The organism is Sedimentitalea sp. XS_ASV28 (assembly GCF_041224545.1).
GTDB lineage: Bacteria > Pseudomonadota > Alphaproteobacteria > Rhodobacterales > Rhodobacteraceae > Sedimentitalea.
Window position 1 is genome coordinate 1 of record NZ_JBGFGP010000024.1, and the last position, 14998, is coordinate 14998.

Here is a 14998-nt window from a genome sequence, read left to right on the forward strand (position 1 = left end):
CGGCGGCGCCCTGCGCCTGATCGGCGAAGATGTCAGTGAGATTCTCGATCTGATCGCCGCCAAGCTGAAGGTGGTCGAGACGGCCCGGTTGAAGAAGTCCTGCCGGCGCTGCGAGAAGATCACCCAACTGCCGGCGCCGTCGCGCCCGATCCCGTGCGCCATGGTGGGCCCGGCTTGCTGGCCTACATCCTGGTTTCCAAGTTCGACGACCATCTGCCTCTCTATAGGCAGCGCGAGATCCTGGCCCGGATGGGGGCCGACGTCCCGGCTTCGACGCTGGTCGACTGGTGCGGCCAAAGCGTCCGGGTGCTGGCGCCGCTGGTCGAGCGGATCCGTACGGAGGTGATGAAGACCGACCGCCTGCATGCCGACGACACCACCGTCCGCGTCCTCGATCCCTCGAAGCGCATCGAGGGGATCGGCAAGGGCGTGAAGGAGGGACGGATCTGGATTTATCTGCGCGATGACCGACCCTGGGGTGGAACGGCGCCGCCCTGCAGCGCCTATTTCTTCTCGGTCGATCGCAAGGGGGAGCATCCCCAGAAGCATCTCGCCGGTTTCCGCGGCATCCTGCAGGCCGATGCCTATACCGGCTTCAAATCGCTCTATGAGCCGGACGAGAGCGGCCAGCCGCGGATCCGTGAGGCCGCTTGTTGGGCGCACCTCAGGCGAGACTTCTTCGACGTCAACAAGGGGACCGGCTCTGCCATCGCGCTGGAGGCCCTCAAGCGGATCGGCGAGCTTTACGACATCGAGGCCGAGATCATCGGGCAAAGCGCCGAGGCCCGCCGCGCCGCGCGTCAGTCCCGGAGCAAATCCAAGGTCGAGGCCTTCAGGGCCTGGGCCGAGGATCAGCTCAAGCGCATTCCCGGCAAGAGCGATCTGGCCAAGGCGTTCCGCTACGGGCTGAACCGTTGGGCGACGTTCTGCCTGTTTCTCGACGATGGCCGCGTCGCGATCGACAACAACCCGGCCGAGCGGAAGATGAAGCCTATCGCATTGGGCAGAAAGAATTTTATATTTGCAGGCTCGGACGCGGGCGGCGAGGCTTTGGCCGACGCAATGACCATCATCGAAACCTGCAAAGACAATGGCCTCGACCCACAGGCCTATCTCACCGACATCTTCGCCCGGATCAACGACCACAAGATCAACCGGATCGACGAACTGCTTCCGTGGAACTGGAAGCCCATGGGCACCGTCAAGGCCGAGGCCGCGTGAACAGCGTTCGAAAGAGCTCCTCGGCCCGCCTCAGCCCCTCATCCGTCAAGACAACCGACTTCGCCTTGCTGACAGGATCGGCAATCAACCCCTTCTCGTGCAACCGCGCCAAGCACTCCCAGTCAAAACCTTTCCACGCCCGACGATCGTCGTGCAGCGTCAGCCACATCAAACCCAGAACAGCATCGTCGATCTGGTCCCGATCAATCTCCATGGCGCGAGCCTATCACAGATTATCGCTGCCACTGCGGCCAAGATCGGCCGGTTACGAACGGATCTACGACGCGGCCCACGGGTTTGGCATGGGGCTACGGGCGAATATGGGAGATTGGTATGAGGCCGGGCGCGATCTCTTTCCCAGCCTGTCCGACCGGATGCACCTAGCGGCGGTGGTGGCGAAACCCTCCGTTACGAAATCAAATCAGATGTTCCAAAGGTGCTGACGGGGGACACGTGTGCTTTTGCGGCGCTTTTTATCAACTCATTTGCCCGAAGTGTGAGCAGGGGGCGGTCCACCTTGTTGGTCGACGCCAACGGGATTTCATCAAGGAACCAAATCTCACGCGGATGTTGGTAGGATGCGCCATTCTCTAGAGCATAGACTTTCAGCGTGTCTTCGTCCAACGTCGCGTCTGGAGAGAGCCGAATAAAAGCGACGGGTTTCTTTCCCTTGATCGCGTCATCGACGGGTACGACGCAGGCCTGGACCACATCGGGGTGGGATTCGAGCATCCGCTCTATCTCGCCCGGGAATATGTTTTCTCCACCGCTGACGAACATATCGTCTGCACGGCCAACAAAGTAATAAAATCCATCGTTGTCGCGACTAAAGATGTCTCCGGTAACGTAGTAGCCATCATCGGTGAACGGCAGAGCCAAGTCCGGGCGATTGTGGTAGCCGCTCATCAGGCCGGGGGAGCGCATTTGCAATACACCTTCATCGGCCTCCATGCCAGCGGCATCCATCAGGCGCAGATCGACTGCCAAGTTGCGGTATCCCAGAGAAAGATCGGGCGTCGGCTTGCCATCAGGGTGGGGTCCAAAAACGATCGGGCTGCCTTCTGTCGTGCCATAGGCATTGTGGATCTTCGCCTTGGAAAAATTTCGTCTGATTTCCGCAAGTAGCGTGGCACTTGCCGGCGCAGACCCCATCCTAAGATGCTGCACTGAAGAAAAATCAGCGGCCTTGATAGCCTCTTTGTCATCCAACATCATGGCAATCATTGGCGGAACAGAGGTGAGCCAAGTGCAGCGGAACCGAGCGACCGCTTCTGTGTAGGCGCGGGCGTTAAATTGCGGCATCAGAACCATGCTCGCGTGGCCTGCCAAGACCAAGTGCGACAGGGCAAGCGCGTTCATATGGTAGAGAGGGGCAGCGATCAGCATATTCTGACTTTCAATACTGGTATTTTGCAGCCTTTGTTCGATCACCCAACGCTGTGCATCATGCGACAGCATGACACCCTTTGGCTTACCCGTGGAGCCAGAAGTGTAAAGAAATGTGGCGATGTCTCCGCTGTCCGGTTCCACGGCGTCAAAAGAGCCCTCGTCACCAAATCCTGCCAGCGCGCCCGGATCGTCAAAATTAATTGTAGGTATGCCATCCTGGACCATTGATTGACGGTCTCGATCACAAAAAACCTGTCTCGCTCCACTATCGCCGATGATGTACTCGACCAAATGCAGGGGCAGCCTGTGATTGATTGGAACGGAAATCATACCTGCCCGCATCACCCCGAGGTGGACCGCGAGATAGTCAGAGCTATTCGCGCTGAGTATGGCAATCCTGTCGTTTCTCTCGTAGCCGCGACTAATCAGACCGTTCGCGACCTTGTTGGCAAGCGTATCGAGAGCGCCATAGGTGACTGCCCGGTCATTCTCGCGACCAAATTCCTGCACCGCTATTTTATTCATGGCGCATGCTGGATTGATCAGCATTCCGAGGTTGGAGAATCGCGTCATAATGATATCCTCTCAGTTTCATGAAACTCCAGCATCAGGCCAAAACAGTGGTTGGCAGCAGAATAAATCGACCCGGATCCGGCGATACGAGCTTTTCAGATACGCCAGGTTCCAAAGCTGCCAAGAAGCCGTCGCGCGATGCCACGCCAATGCTGAGCCCGATGATCTTTGGAGCGGATGTATCGAGAACTATTGACCCGCCATAGGCTTGGGTGAGTTCCTGCTTGTTACGGAATTCAAATCTGGTGCTGCCATTAAGCTCGACAATATTTTCGGCTGCTGGTTCCAGCCCAAACGTCTTGGCCAGTCGCCCGACCGCACCTGCAACATCATCGGTTGCGATGATGAGGCGGGTCAGTGCGGTTGCCGTATTGGGATGCCGCTGGTTATCAGCGGTCCATATTAGAGCGGAGGTCAGGTGCTCGCGAAAGTAAACCCGCGATACCGCAAAATATCCGGGATCAAGATGAACCGTTTGGAACTTCGCTTCAGTTTCCACGCCATCCATTGTTACCGGCCTGCTGAACGACTTAGGTTCAAGAGCCGGTAATTTGTTGGATTTCAGACGGGCGTACGTACGTCCTGTATCAACAGTTCCAGCAACAAGTCCGTTCAGGCCAACAGGCCAATCCAAAAGTCCCTTGCGTAGATTGGGGTTGGTTGGGCACAGACCGATTAACTCCAGATAGTCGGTGCCGAAAACGATCAGATGATTCATGGAGCCAAGGGTGTGATAACCACGATGTGTCACGTTGAACCCCAGCGATGAGAACAATTGCTCGCCCGCGTCCAGTTCATAGTGGAGATTTAGGACCGCTTGGTCAAACACCCCCTCACGCGAGGAAGTGTCCGAAGCTATTTTCATTTTCTGTTGTCCGATCTTCACTGGTGATGTCGACATGGAACAGAAACCATTACGCCTTGGGAGGCGTTGTGTTATAGGCCCCCCGACCGCTCGCGAGGAGCACCCCATCTTTGTCGTAGACGCTTGCTTCGGCGACTGATATCTGCCGTCCGGCTTTAATCACGCGACCCTTAACCGTCAGATTGCCGGGCATCGCAGCGCGATGATAATCCACCCGCATGTCGATTGTTGGAACGCCGCGGCCAGTATGGGACACAAGTGCCCAGTCAGCCGTGAGATCAATGAGCGTGGCAAGAATACCGCCGTGAGTGTAGCCGCCCTTGGGATTGACCACCCATTCATCGCGCCATTTGGCGGTCAGTTCGATTTCACCCTCTTCGACCTTTTGGACCGTGATACCAAGCCATTGGTGGAAAGGGCCCCGCAGGAGCATTTCTTCGACATCAGCCGCTGTCAATTTATCTGTCATCTTCAGTTCCCCAAATTAAGGTTTCGCTGGCCGGTTCGGCTCAGGGTGTGATAACAACTTTGCCCAGAACCTCGCGGTTTTCGATCAACCGCAGCCCCTCGACCGCTTCATCCAGAGAAAGAACCTTGTCCACGACAGGTTTCAATTTCCCCACTGCGACCAAATCCATCAGAGCCGAAAGGTTGTCATCATAAAAGCTGTTGGATCCGATGATCTGGAGCTCAAAACTCCAGACGTACCGCAAATCCTCTTTCGGATCATGTCCTGCAGTTGCGCCACACGTGAGCAGTTTTCCGCCCCGCTTGATGCAGCGCAGAGATGGGAACCAAGTGTCGCCTCCGGTGAAGTTCACAACAACATCAACGCCACCGTCATAGTTGCGACGCTGAGGCTTGCCATATTTCTCCACGGCCCATTTGGAAAAGTCGACTTCTTTATAGTTGATGACATGGTCCGCCCCAAGATCTCGCAAACGCTGCATCTTGTCCTCGCCGCCAGCGCAGGCGATCACCTCGGCACCAAGCATTTTAGCCAGCAGAACGCATCCCGTCCCCACACCGCCGGACGCTCCGAGTACAAGAACCTTGTCCCCCTCCTTGACAGTATTATGGGTCACAATCATCCGGTGTGCCGTACCGTAGGCGACCGGCAATGAAGCCGCGTCTTCATAGGAAACGTCATCCGGCATCTTGATCAGCTGATCGGCCGAGACGAGGCAGTATTGCGCCATGCCGCCATCCATCATCTCACCCAGAAGGCCTTTTTGCTTGTTGAGCGGGTTGACAAGGACGCGATCCCCCACGTTCCATCCCTTCACACGGCTGCCGACCTCGGAGATTTCACCCGCCATATCGAGACCGATAACCACTGGCAGAGGCACTTTTATGCCCGGCATACCGCGCACAGTGAAAATGTCGTGATAGTTGAACGACGATGCGCCAACGCGAATAACCACATGACCCTCGGAAGCCTCTGGAATGGGGTGATCTTCCACCACTTTCAGATTTTCCAGTCCGCCGTGACTTTCAAGCACCAATGCGCGCATAGTTGTTCCCTTTGCCATCTTGCATCTCCATTAAAATGTTACTGAGATTGTTATTCATGCTTTTATCCCATTTACAGTATTTGGATACCCAATTCTTATTGCTAAGAGGTATCACGACTACTGATATCGGGGGCGAGAATTTTCCTGGAGGATCGCTTGGATTTTTTGAGAGCTCATTTGAAAGGTGCTATTCTCACCCCTTTTGCGGCCGACGCGACGCGCTTGCCCTCGGCGCATAAATATGTTCAAAACCTTCATGGAACATGTTTTGCAGATGGGTACCTGCAGCAGCGCGGCGAAAGGTGCGCCGCGACAGAGCGATATCGCTTTCCACGCGCTTCACCAGACTATCGTCCGATGTGAGCTCATGCCTGGCATCATCGTAACCTAATTTGATCTCTCTGGACAGTTAAGCCTGGGTCGCGCAGCGACCCGTGCAGTTCTTGATCGGCTGTCGCATGTAGGGCTTTTGCAACCAATGCGGCGTCAGGCCCATCGCGTTAAGCCGATCACCTTGCGCGATCTCAGCGATCTATTCCAATTGCGTGAAATTATCGAAGTGGTCTGTGTGAGGTTGATGGTCGGTAATGTGGATGCAACCACCCTTCATCGGCTGGACGAGTTGTGTAGCGCCGATTACGACCCCAATAGAAAAGAAAGCGTGGCTGATTGCTTGCAGCGCAATACCGACTTTTCATCTATCAATTGCCAAGGTAAGTGGAAATAGACGGCTGATTGACGTCTTGATTCAGACACTGGTTGAATTGGACCGGATGTCCCACTTCGCTCGTCTTGAGCGCCGGTTATGCTTCTGATTTTGCTTAGAGTGTATCCCCTTGACGCAAGTTTTGACCCGCACCGAGACCTCTAAAGATCTATCTATAATCCATTGTGGATGTCCTGAAGATTTTTCGAGCAACGAAGGAAATTAGCTTCTTTCCCGATTGGTCAAAGCCCGAAGCTGAAACGGGCTACGTTTTCTTCGACGCGCCCTTGGAAATCGGTGGCGTAACCGAAACGGGGTTGGTCTTGCATGGCGGTTGTTATGAAACTTAGACCCGGTTGATCCCGGACGGCTCACCCTCGCGGCGCAGCAGCACGAAGAGCCGCCGATAGCCGAACCGTCTGCGGTCGTTGGCCAGCTCGCGCAGACGGCCACGCAGATCCGTATCCGGAGCTCGCTGCGCCTGATAGCGGACCATCTTGCGATCCGCCCCGACAATCCGGCACGCCCGCCGTTCCGAGAGCCCGAGCAGGGACCTCAGATGCGCGACCGCCTCGCGCTTCACGGCAGGCGTCACCACTTTTTTTGAAACCAGTTCCTTCATCGCCGCCAAGTCCAGCATCTGCTCGGCCAGCAGCTTCTTCAGCTTGGCGTTCTCGTCTTCGAGCGTCTTCAGCCGCTTTGCCTCCGGCACCGTCATGCCGCCGAACTTCGCCTTCCAGTTATAGAAAGTGCCTTCCGACATGCCGTGCTTGCGGCACAGGTCCGCGCACTTCGCGCCTGCCTCGTGTTCGGCCAGGATGCCGATGATCTGCTCGTCCGTGAATCTCGTTCGCTTCATTGTCCGTCCTCAAGTTGGGTCGGACTCTAATCGACGGTGGAGGAAAAATCCCGTGGCAGGTCAACATGATCAAGGCAGGTTTCATCGTCCGGGAACCGCTTGAAGAAGCCGCGAACGCTAAAGTCGGGGGATGCTGATTTGCTCTTTTGCATGACCGCAATATAGAGTTGCAGTGTACTTGTATCAAAGGGATACACGCCTAATCTATTGGCGCTGCATATCGGTCAAAGGGCTGTTATGAAGGCTAGGACCTTTTCTGACCTAATGATTCTGATGCAGCGATCGATTGGTACCGCCTATCCTCTTAGAACCGGCCGCCTTCATGAAGTATCCGGCCCCGGCGCCATTACCTATGTGCTGTGGACTGCCAGGCAAATGGGGGTGGATGTGTTGTGGGTGCGGGAACAATGGCAGCCTGAAATGCTGTATCCGCAGGGGTTTGAGGGCTTTGATCCGGCGCGTTTGGTGATGGCCCTGGCCAAGGATCAGACAGATGTCCTGGCCGTCGCCGAGGAGGCGCTGCGCGACGGTGCTTTCGGGATGGTGGCGTTGCAGATCAGCGCCCCGCTAAGCCTGACGGTCGGGCGGCGATTGCAGCTTGCGGCACAGGCCGGCGGCAAGACCGGGTTGTGCCTGATCCCCGAAGGTATGGGCAGCAACGCGACCGAGACGCGCTGGCATTCAGCCCCGATCTTTGACCCGGACGACTCGACTCTGCAATGCTGGCAGCTTATCAAGAACAAATCAGGAACACTTGGGTATTGGCATGTTCGATGGAATACAGAGGCGGGTCGTGTCGCTGTGGTTCCCCCGGCTCTCCAGCGACCGGGTTCTGAGGACGCGCCCGACTGATCACCCATTTGTTCTGACTCTGAAGGAGAGCAACGCCAACCGAATTCACTGCCTGAATGCGGCGGCCGAACAGCAGGGTCTGTATCGCGGGATGAGCTTTTCCGACGCGCGGGCCTTTTGCCCCGACCTGATCAGCCAAGTAGCGCGGCCCGACCTGGATGCGCAATTTCTGGCCGCGCTGCGTCGCTGGGGTCTGCGATGGTGCCCCTGGGTGGCGCGTGAGGGCACGGATGGGCTGGTGCTGGACATCACCGGATCGGCTCATCTCTTCGGCGGCGAACAGGCCATGCTGGAAGGGATGCGCCAGCGGCTGGAACGGGCGGGCCTGTCCATAAGGCTGGGTCTGGGCGATACGCGCGGGGCGGCCTGGGCGCGAGCGCATTATGGCGCGGATGCGGCGCTTGAGGATCTGCCGGTGGAGGCGTTGCGGCTGGATCAGTCCATCGCGACCGGGCTGAAGCGGATGGGCCTGCGCCGCATCGGCCAGTTGTCGACAATGCCCCGGGCGCCTCTGGCGCGGCGGTTCGGGCCGGATCTGTTGCTGCGTTTGGATCAGGCGCTTGGGGATCGGCCCGAACAGATCAGCCCCGAGGCAGAGCCGCCGCATTACGGCATCCGCATGACCCTGCCCGATCCCATCGGGCTGGAGGACGATGTGATGGCGGCGGCCAATCGCCTGCTGATCCGGCTTTGTGACAAGCTGCATGCCCAACAGGCCGGGGCACGCATGCTGTGCCTGACGCTGCGTCGGGTCGACAGCCATGCCCAGCAGGTCGAACTGCGCCTGGCCCGGCCCATGCGCGATCCCACCCGCATCCTGCCGTTGTTCCGGCACGGGGTCTCGCAGATCGATGCGGGTTTCGGCATCGATCAGGTCCGGCTGGAGGCGGTGCAGGTCGAATCCCTGCCCGCCGAACAGATCACCCAGACCGGCAATCGCGATTGCGCCCGGCAGGACGATTTGATCACCCGCATCGGCACCCGGATCGGGCTGGATAATGTGCAGCGTTTTCTGCCCGCTGACAGCCATATTCCCGAACGCGCCTTCATCATCGTGCCGGCAACCCATGCCCAGGCGGGCGGCGACTGGATCAGCCCCAATCCGCGACCGCTGCGGATCTTCCCGCCAGAGCCGATCTCGGCAACCGGCAACCGTCCACCCGACCGCTTTCGCTGGCGGCGCATGGCGCTGCGCACGGCCCGCGCCACCGGCCCGGAACGGATCGCACCCGAATGGTGGCTGGATGATCCCGACTGGCGCAGCGGTCTGCGCGATTACTGGCGCGTCGAAACGGTGCAGGGCCGGCGGCTGTGGCTGTTTCACACGCCGCAAAAGCCGGGCTGGTTCGTTCAGGGAGAGTTCGCGTGACCAGGCCCTGCGCGACCGACGCCATGCCGCGTCATCAAGCCCGACCGACCGAACTGCCGAGGCCGACCCGACCGCTGCCGCCGCCGGCCAGACCGCAGATGCCGATACTGATGCCAATGCCGACCTGACTGACATGAACGATTCGACCGCCGATCCAATGCCGACCGACCTGGAAAATCCGACCGACTTGAATCATCCGACCGCCCCCCCTGACAGGGGCGCGGGTTACGCCGAATTATGCGTGACCACGAATTTCACCTTCCTGACCGGCGGCTCTCATCCTGAAGAGCTGATGACCCGCGCGGCCGAACTGGGCCTCGCCGCCATCGCCATCACCGACCGCAATTCGCTGGCCGGTGTGGTCAGGGCCTATCGCGCCCTGCAAATCCTGCGCGAAGAGGCCGAGGGCAGCGTGCGCATCCGTTCCCAGCATCGGGTCGACAGTTGCTCTCGTCAGGAAATCGGCAGCCCCAGGGAGCTGCCCCGCCCCCGCATCCCGCAGCTGCCGAAACTGATCATCGGCTGCCGGCTGGTGCTGCGCGACAGCGCCGTCGAATGGGTCGCACTGCCGACCGACAAAACGGGTTATCAACGGCTGACGCGGCTACTGACCCTTGGAAAACGGCGCGCGGGAAAGGGCGACTGCCATCTGGACATGGCCGATCTGTTGGAGGGTTGCGCGGGGATGATCCTGATCGCGCTGCCGGGCGACATGGCCAGCACGGCCGAGGATATCGGCCGGATGCGCCGCCACTATCCCGGTTGCGTCTTTACCGGCGCCGCGCCACGCTATGACGGGCAGCACCGCGACTGGCTGAATCAATGCGCTCGGCTGTCGCGTCTGACATCTGCGCCGATGGTCGCGGTCGGGGATGTGCTGATGCACCGCGCCCACCGCCGCCAACTGGTCGATGTGCTAACCTGCATGCGCTTAGGCTGCACCATCGACCAGATTGGCCGCAATGCCCTGCCCAATGCCGAACGCCGGCTAAAAGGCGCCGCGGACATGGCGCGGATGTTCATCGATCACCCCGCAGCCCTGCGCCGCTCGATCGAGATCGCGGATCGCTGCAGCTTTGATCTGGGCCAGCTCAGCTATGATTACCCCGACGAGATCGCGGATGGTGAAACGCCCATGGCGCGGCTGATACGGTTGGCTCAGGAAGGGCTGGCCCGGCGCTATCCGAACGGCGCCATCGAGAAGGCGAAAAAGCTGCTGACCAAGGAACTGGCCGTGGTCGAGGAACTGAATTTCCCGGCTTATTTCCTGACCGTGCATGACATCGTGCAATACGCGCGATCACAGGGGATTTTGTGTCAGGGGCGCGGATCGGCCGCCAATTCGATCCTGTGCTATCTGCTGGGTATCACCGATGTGAAGCCCGAGATGATCGGCATGGTGTTTGAACGCTTCGTGTCGCGCCACCGGGGCGAGCCGCCCGATATCGACGTGGATTTCGAACATGAGCGCCGCGAAGAGGTCATCCAGTGGATTTACGCCAAATACGGCCGCCACCGTGCGGGTCTTTGCGCCACGGTGATCCATTTCCGGTCCCGTGCCGCGATCCGCGAGGTCGGCAAGGTGATGGGCCTGTCGCAGGATGTCACCGCCGGGCTGTCCGGCCAGATCTGGGGTTATTCCAGCGACGGCCCCGATATGGACCGCATTCGCGAGTTGGGCCTAGATCCATCTGACCGCCGCCTTGCCCAGACCCTGCGTCTGATCGGCGAAATCATTGGCTTTCCTCGCCATCTGTCCCAGCATGTCGGCGGTTTCGTGATCACCAAAGGACGGCTGGACGAGCTGTGTCCGATTGAGAATGCCGCGATGGAAGATCGCACCATCATCGAATGGGACAAGGACGATATCGACGTGCTGAAGATCCTCAAGGTCGATGTGCTGGGGCTGGGTATGCTGACCTGCATCCGCAAGGCCTTTGGTCTGCTGGCGGATCATGAACGTCAGAACTGGACGCTTGCCACCGTGCCGCCCGAGGACCCCTCGACTTATCAGATGCTGAAGGTTGCCGATGCGGTCGGCGTCTTTCAGGTCGAAAGCCGGGCGCAGATGAATTTCCTGCCCCGCATGAAGCCGCGCGAATTCTATGATCTGGTTATCGAGGTCGCCATAGTCCGCCCCGGTCCCATTCAGGGCGGCATGGTGCAACCCTATCTGCGGCGGCGGCAGGGGCTTGAGGCGCCCGAACCCTTCGGCCCTTCGCTGGAAACCGTCACTCGCCGCACACTGGGCGTGCCGCTGTTTCAGGAACAGGCGCTGCAGATTGCCGAGGTCGGCGCCGGCTATACCGCCGAAGAGGCCGACAAGCTGCGCCGGTCGCTGGCCAGTTTTCGCCGCATGGGCACGATTGGTGAACACCGCGACAAATTCATCAAAGGCATGATGGCCAATGGCTACAGCGCAGACGTCGCCGCCCGTTGCTTTTCCCAGATCGAGGGTTTTGCCGATTACGGTTTCCCCGAAAGCCACGCGGCGGCCTTTGCGGTGCTGGTGTATGTCTCGGCCTGGTTGAAACGCCATCACCCGGCGATCTTTGCCTGCGCGCTGCTGAACAGCCAGCCGATGGGGTTTTACGCCCCCGCCCAGATCGTGCGCGACGCCCGCGAACACCGGGTCGAGGTGCGGCCCATCTGCGTCAATCACAGCGCCTGGAACAACACGCTGGAACGCCGGGCGGATGGGTCGCTGGCGCTGCGGCTGGGGTTTCGCCAGATCAAAGGGTTCCGCGAAGAGGACGCGGGCTGGATCGTCGCAGCGCGCGGCAATGGCTATCGCGACCCGCAGATGGTCTGGTTGCGCGCCGGGGTCGCACCCGCCGTGCTGGAGCGCCTGGCCGAGGCGGATGGCTTTGCAGGGATCGGCCTGACCCGCCGCGATGCGCTGTGGGAGGTGCGCGCGATCCGCGCCCCGACCGTCCTGCCCCTGTTCGACGACGCCATCGATGGCGAGACGATCACTGAGCCCGATGTGATCTTGCCGCAAATGCAGATCGGCGAAGAGGTGGTCGAGGATTACCTCGCCACCCGCCTGACCCTGCGCGCTCATCCGATGGAATTGCTGCGCCCGTCCATGGCTGGCCTGACCCGACATGACGCCTTGGTTAATGCGCCCCTGCAGCGCACCATCGTCTGCGGCCTTGTGGTCACCCGCCAGCGCCCCGGCACGGCCTCCGGCGTGGTGTTCCTGACGCTGGAAGATGAAACCGGCGTCTCGAATGTCGTCGTCTGGCGCAAGGTCTTCGACCAGTTCCGCCGCGCCGTGATGGGTGGCCGCCTGTTGCGCGTCACCGGCATGCTGCAACGCGAAGGAATTGTTGTGCATCTGATCGCCGAGCGGATTGATGATATCTCGGACCGACTGTCCGATCTGGGCGACCCCATGGACGCGGCCATCAGCCAGACTACTGCCAAAACAGACAGCGCCCCCAAGCCGCTACCTGCCCCACGCGCCATGCATCCGCGCGATCAGGCCAAACACCTGTTTCCAAGCCGAGATTTTCACTAAAGTCAACGAAATCTCTGCCAAAGCTAGTGAATGGCAGCAACACTGGATACAACCGCAGAATCATGAGCTAACGTTCAACGGCAGTTCTGGGCCGGGAGCGACGGGACTGGCCAAGAGCTTTTGGCGCGAAATAGGGTGGAAATGCTTGACGTTTGGGGTGGAAGTGCCTGACGGGCACTTTGCCAATCTCCAGGAAAGTGAAGCTGAGTGAGTCAGAAATCGCTGACATCTGACAGTATAAAACTGGGAACGCCAATCGCCGCCGATTGCCGCATCTGGCCACCCGCGAGTGTTCTCAGCAACTCGGTTTTCGATACCTTGATGTGTCCGTCGTCAGTTGATTTGGAGCACGAGTGCCTGATCTCGAATGGAGGGTCTGGCTCGTTGGGGTTTCAGCCTATGCCGCTGTCTGGCGGTGCAACAAGCGGCACTTCTCGATGGTCCTGGCTTTGATATCCTTTCGTCGTCGCAGGATGGCTTCGGCCCTGCCGAGTTAGACATCGGCAGGGGTGAGGTTGCCGAGGCTCTCGTGGTAGCGGTAGTGGTAGTAGTGGTCGATGAAGTCGCCGATCGCCGCTTCCAAGGGGCCTGGCAGGTAGTAGTTCTCGAGCGGGACGCGATTCTTGGGGGTCTGGTGCCAGCGCTCGATCTTGCCCTGGGTTTGCGGATGGCGCGGGGCACCGCGAATGTGATCCATGTCCCGGCTGGCCATCCAGTCGGCCAGCTCCCCGGAGATGTAACTGCGGCCATTATCGCTGAGCAGCCGGGGCCGATCCGGATCTTCTCCTCGGCCGGATGATGCTTCCTGGTGCGCCGCCGAATATCCTTCACGACCTTCTCGGCGGGCTCTTTCTGCGTTCCGGGTTTCTGTATCATCTCCACTCCTTGGCGGTTACGATGAGCCAGAAACCCTCCGTTACGAAATCAAATCAGATGTTCCAAAGGTGCTGACGGGGGACACCAGTAGCTCCCTTCTAAACAGGGGACCTCCCAAATTCATAAGACAAGACCATGCTTTTTCTCCAGAAGCTTCGGCGCTCCGGCTGTTTTCGTAGCAGATATCATAGGCGTAGGCGATAGGCCGGAACTTACTGCATTTTCCCAAAAGTCCAAAAAATACAAGGAAATCCAGCGTCAAAAGCATTCACGCTTCATGATGCAAAATATCATATAATATTAATACTATTGATGGGCAGGACTGAATAGAGTTCGTATGCAGAGTGCAGATCAAAGTAGGTAAAAAGTAGGTAAATTGTGACAGTCATATCCAAACGGTGACCTGCCATTCGGGCGCGTGAACCGGAAAGGAAACACATGAAGGACGCCGTCGATATCATACAGGGACGCTTTAGCCGAGTTGCCTTGCTTGACATGACGCACGATCTGGTGCTGCATGCCCATCCCCATTGTCATATCTTAGTAAAGATATCCGATGCCGAAAGTGCCTTTCGGGTCTCCAATCGAGATTATGTTCTTACCGACGATCAAATCGTTCTTATCAATACTTGGGAAGCGCGTGCCTATTTCCATCACTCGTCACAGGCCAAAATCACTATTCTAGCGCTTTACATCGAACCGGACTGGTTGAGCGATCACGAAACCGATTTAGCGGTTAACGCGTGTTCGGATTTTTTTCCACAATCGGGTGTACGCATGGACGGGCACATCAGAACTGCTGTCCAGCGCTTGGCAGACTCGATGCGGGAGCCTCGCGGCGGGGAGGCCATCCTGACCGAGCTTGACGATCTGATGTTATCCATCATCGAGCAATATTCCCGGAGACGCGAATACCGGAACGGTTATCGTCGGCCATTGGTCGGCCTCACAGATTTCAGAGTTCGGAGAGCAATCACCTACATGCGTGAAAATATGGGCAACGCTTTTAGCCTCAATGACGTCGCGCGCGAATCCGGGCTATCGCGGTCTCATATGTTCGGATTGTTTCAGGCTAATCTGAAACTGAGCACAAATATCTACTACAATGCGCTAGGTCATGTTGACAAATGGCGGAGCCATAGGCGGATAGATGTGATGTCGATGAAGCCAAGGAAGCTCTCGGCGGTCTTGTCGTAGCGGGTGGCGACGCGCCGGGCGTTTTTGAGCTTGTTGAAGCAGCGCTCGACCAGA

10 protein-coding genes and 4 pseudogenes are annotated in these 14998 nt (G+C 58.6%); 5 read left to right on the forward strand and 9 right to left on the reverse strand.

Annotated features, from left to right (window positions below; translation table 11 throughout):
• Positions 1–1221 (forward strand): annotated as a pseudogene (locus AB9K34_RS00270) (IS66 family transposase); the annotation flags it as partial.
• Here AB9K34_RS00270 and AB9K34_RS00275 read toward each other — a convergent pair.
• From AB9K34_RS00275 to AB9K34_RS00295, 5 genes are all read right to left on the reverse strand, one after another.
• Positions 1202–1435: a DUF6429 family protein gene (locus tag AB9K34_RS00275; RefSeq protein WP_369952496.1), complete on the reverse strand. Its 234-nt coding sequence runs from the start codon at positions 1433–1435 to the stop codon at positions 1202–1204. The pseudogene AB9K34_RS00270 and the gene AB9K34_RS00275 sit on opposite strands and share 20 nt — an antisense overlap.
• Before the next feature lie 194 nt (positions 1436–1629).
• Positions 1630–3183, reverse strand: coding sequence for a class I adenylate-forming enzyme family protein (locus AB9K34_RS00280; RefSeq protein ID WP_369952497.1), 1554 nt, complete (start codon positions 3181–3183; stop codon positions 1630–1632).
• A gap of 34 nt (positions 3184–3217) precedes the next feature.
• Positions 3218–4048: a VOC family protein gene (locus AB9K34_RS00285; protein WP_369952498.1), complete on the reverse strand. Its 831-nt coding sequence runs from the start codon at positions 4046–4048 to the stop codon at positions 3218–3220.
• A 49-nt stretch (positions 4049–4097) separates the two neighbouring features.
• Complete coding sequence (locus tag AB9K34_RS00290) at positions 4098–4517, reverse strand: PaaI family thioesterase (RefSeq protein WP_369952499.1); 420 nt, start codon at positions 4515–4517, stop codon at positions 4098–4100.
• Between the two features lie 40 nt (positions 4518–4557).
• Positions 4558–5580 carry a zinc-binding dehydrogenase gene (locus tag AB9K34_RS00295; RefSeq protein ID WP_369952500.1) on the reverse strand — a complete coding sequence of 341 codons (1023 nt, stop codon included), beginning with the start codon at positions 5578–5580 and terminating at the stop codon, positions 4558–4560.
• 460 nt (positions 5581–6040) lie between these two features.
• Between AB9K34_RS00295 and AB9K34_RS00300 the strand changes: the two genes are divergently transcribed.
• Complete coding sequence (locus AB9K34_RS00300; RefSeq protein WP_369952501.1) at positions 6041–6289, forward strand: hypothetical protein; 249 nt, start codon at positions 6041–6043, stop codon at positions 6287–6289.
• Between the two features lie 352 nt (positions 6290–6641).
• Here AB9K34_RS00300 and AB9K34_RS00305 read toward each other — a convergent pair.
• Together AB9K34_RS00305 and AB9K34_RS00310 are read right to left on the reverse strand one after the other, a co-directional pair.
• Positions 6642–7127: pseudogene (locus AB9K34_RS00305) on the reverse strand (transposase); the annotation flags it as partial.
• 62 nt (positions 7128–7189) lie between these two features.
• Positions 7190–7279 (reverse strand): annotated as a pseudogene (locus tag AB9K34_RS00310) (IS1595 family transposase); the annotation flags it as partial.
• Between the two features lie 55 nt (positions 7280–7334).
• On the opposite strand from AB9K34_RS00310, the gene AB9K34_RS00315 reads away from it, so the two are divergent.
• The 3 genes from AB9K34_RS00315 (at position 7335) to AB9K34_RS00325 (ending at position 12871) form a co-directional block, all read left to right on the forward strand.
• Positions 7335–7979, forward strand: a complete 645-nt coding sequence (locus AB9K34_RS00315; RefSeq protein ID WP_369952502.1) for an ImuA family protein — start codon at positions 7335–7337, stop codon at positions 7977–7979.
• Positions 7894–9348, forward strand: a complete 1455-nt coding sequence (locus AB9K34_RS00320; protein WP_369952503.1) for a DNA polymerase Y family protein — start codon at positions 7894–7896, stop codon at positions 9346–9348. The genes AB9K34_RS00315 and AB9K34_RS00320 overlap by 86 nt, the downstream gene beginning before the upstream one ends.
• A 157-nt stretch (positions 9349–9505) precedes the next feature.
• On the forward strand, positions 9506–12871 hold the full coding sequence (locus AB9K34_RS00325; RefSeq protein WP_369952504.1) for an error-prone DNA polymerase: 3366 nt from the start codon (positions 9506–9508) through the stop codon (positions 12869–12871).
• Between the two features lie 397 nt (positions 12872–13268).
• On the opposite strand, the pseudogene AB9K34_RS00330 reads toward AB9K34_RS00325, so the two are convergent.
• Both AB9K34_RS00330 and AB9K34_RS00335 read right to left on the reverse strand, forming a co-directional pair.
• Positions 13269–13643, reverse strand: a pseudogene (locus AB9K34_RS00330) (integrase core domain-containing protein); the annotation flags it as partial.
• A 1219-nt stretch (positions 13644–14862) separates the two neighbouring features.
• The coding region (locus AB9K34_RS00335; protein ID WP_287883799.1) for a transposase at positions 14863–14998 on the reverse strand (136 nt) is incomplete at its 5' end.

Coding starts and splice junctions, on each gene's coding strand:
- AB9K34_RS00325 (WP_369952504.1), top strand. CDS start 9,506: ATGCCGACCGACCTGGAAAATCCGACCGACTTGAATCATCCGACCGCC.
- AB9K34_RS00320 (WP_369952503.1), top strand. CDS start 7,894: ATGTTCGATGGAATACAGAGGCGGGTCGTGTCGCTGTGGTTCCCCCGG.
- AB9K34_RS00275 (WP_369952496.1), bottom strand. CDS start 1,435: ATGGAGATTGATCGGGACCAGATCGACGATGCTGTTCTGGGTTTGATG.
- AB9K34_RS00290 (WP_369952499.1), bottom strand. CDS start 4,517: ATGACAGATAAATTGACAGCGGCTGATGTCGAAGAAATGCTCCTGCGG.
- AB9K34_RS00300 (WP_369952501.1), top strand. CDS start 6,041: ATGCGGCGTCAGGCCCATCGCGTTAAGCCGATCACCTTGCGCGATCTC.
- AB9K34_RS00285 (WP_369952498.1), bottom strand. CDS start 4,048: ATGAAAATAGCTTCGGACACTTCCTCGCGTGAGGGGGTGTTTGACCAA.
- AB9K34_RS00295 (WP_369952500.1), bottom strand. CDS start 5,580: ATGGCAAAGGGAACAACTATGCGCGCATTGGTGCTTGAAAGTCACGGC.
- AB9K34_RS00280 (WP_369952497.1), bottom strand. CDS start 3,183: ATGACGCGATTCTCCAACCTCGGAATGCTGATCAATCCAGCATGCGCC.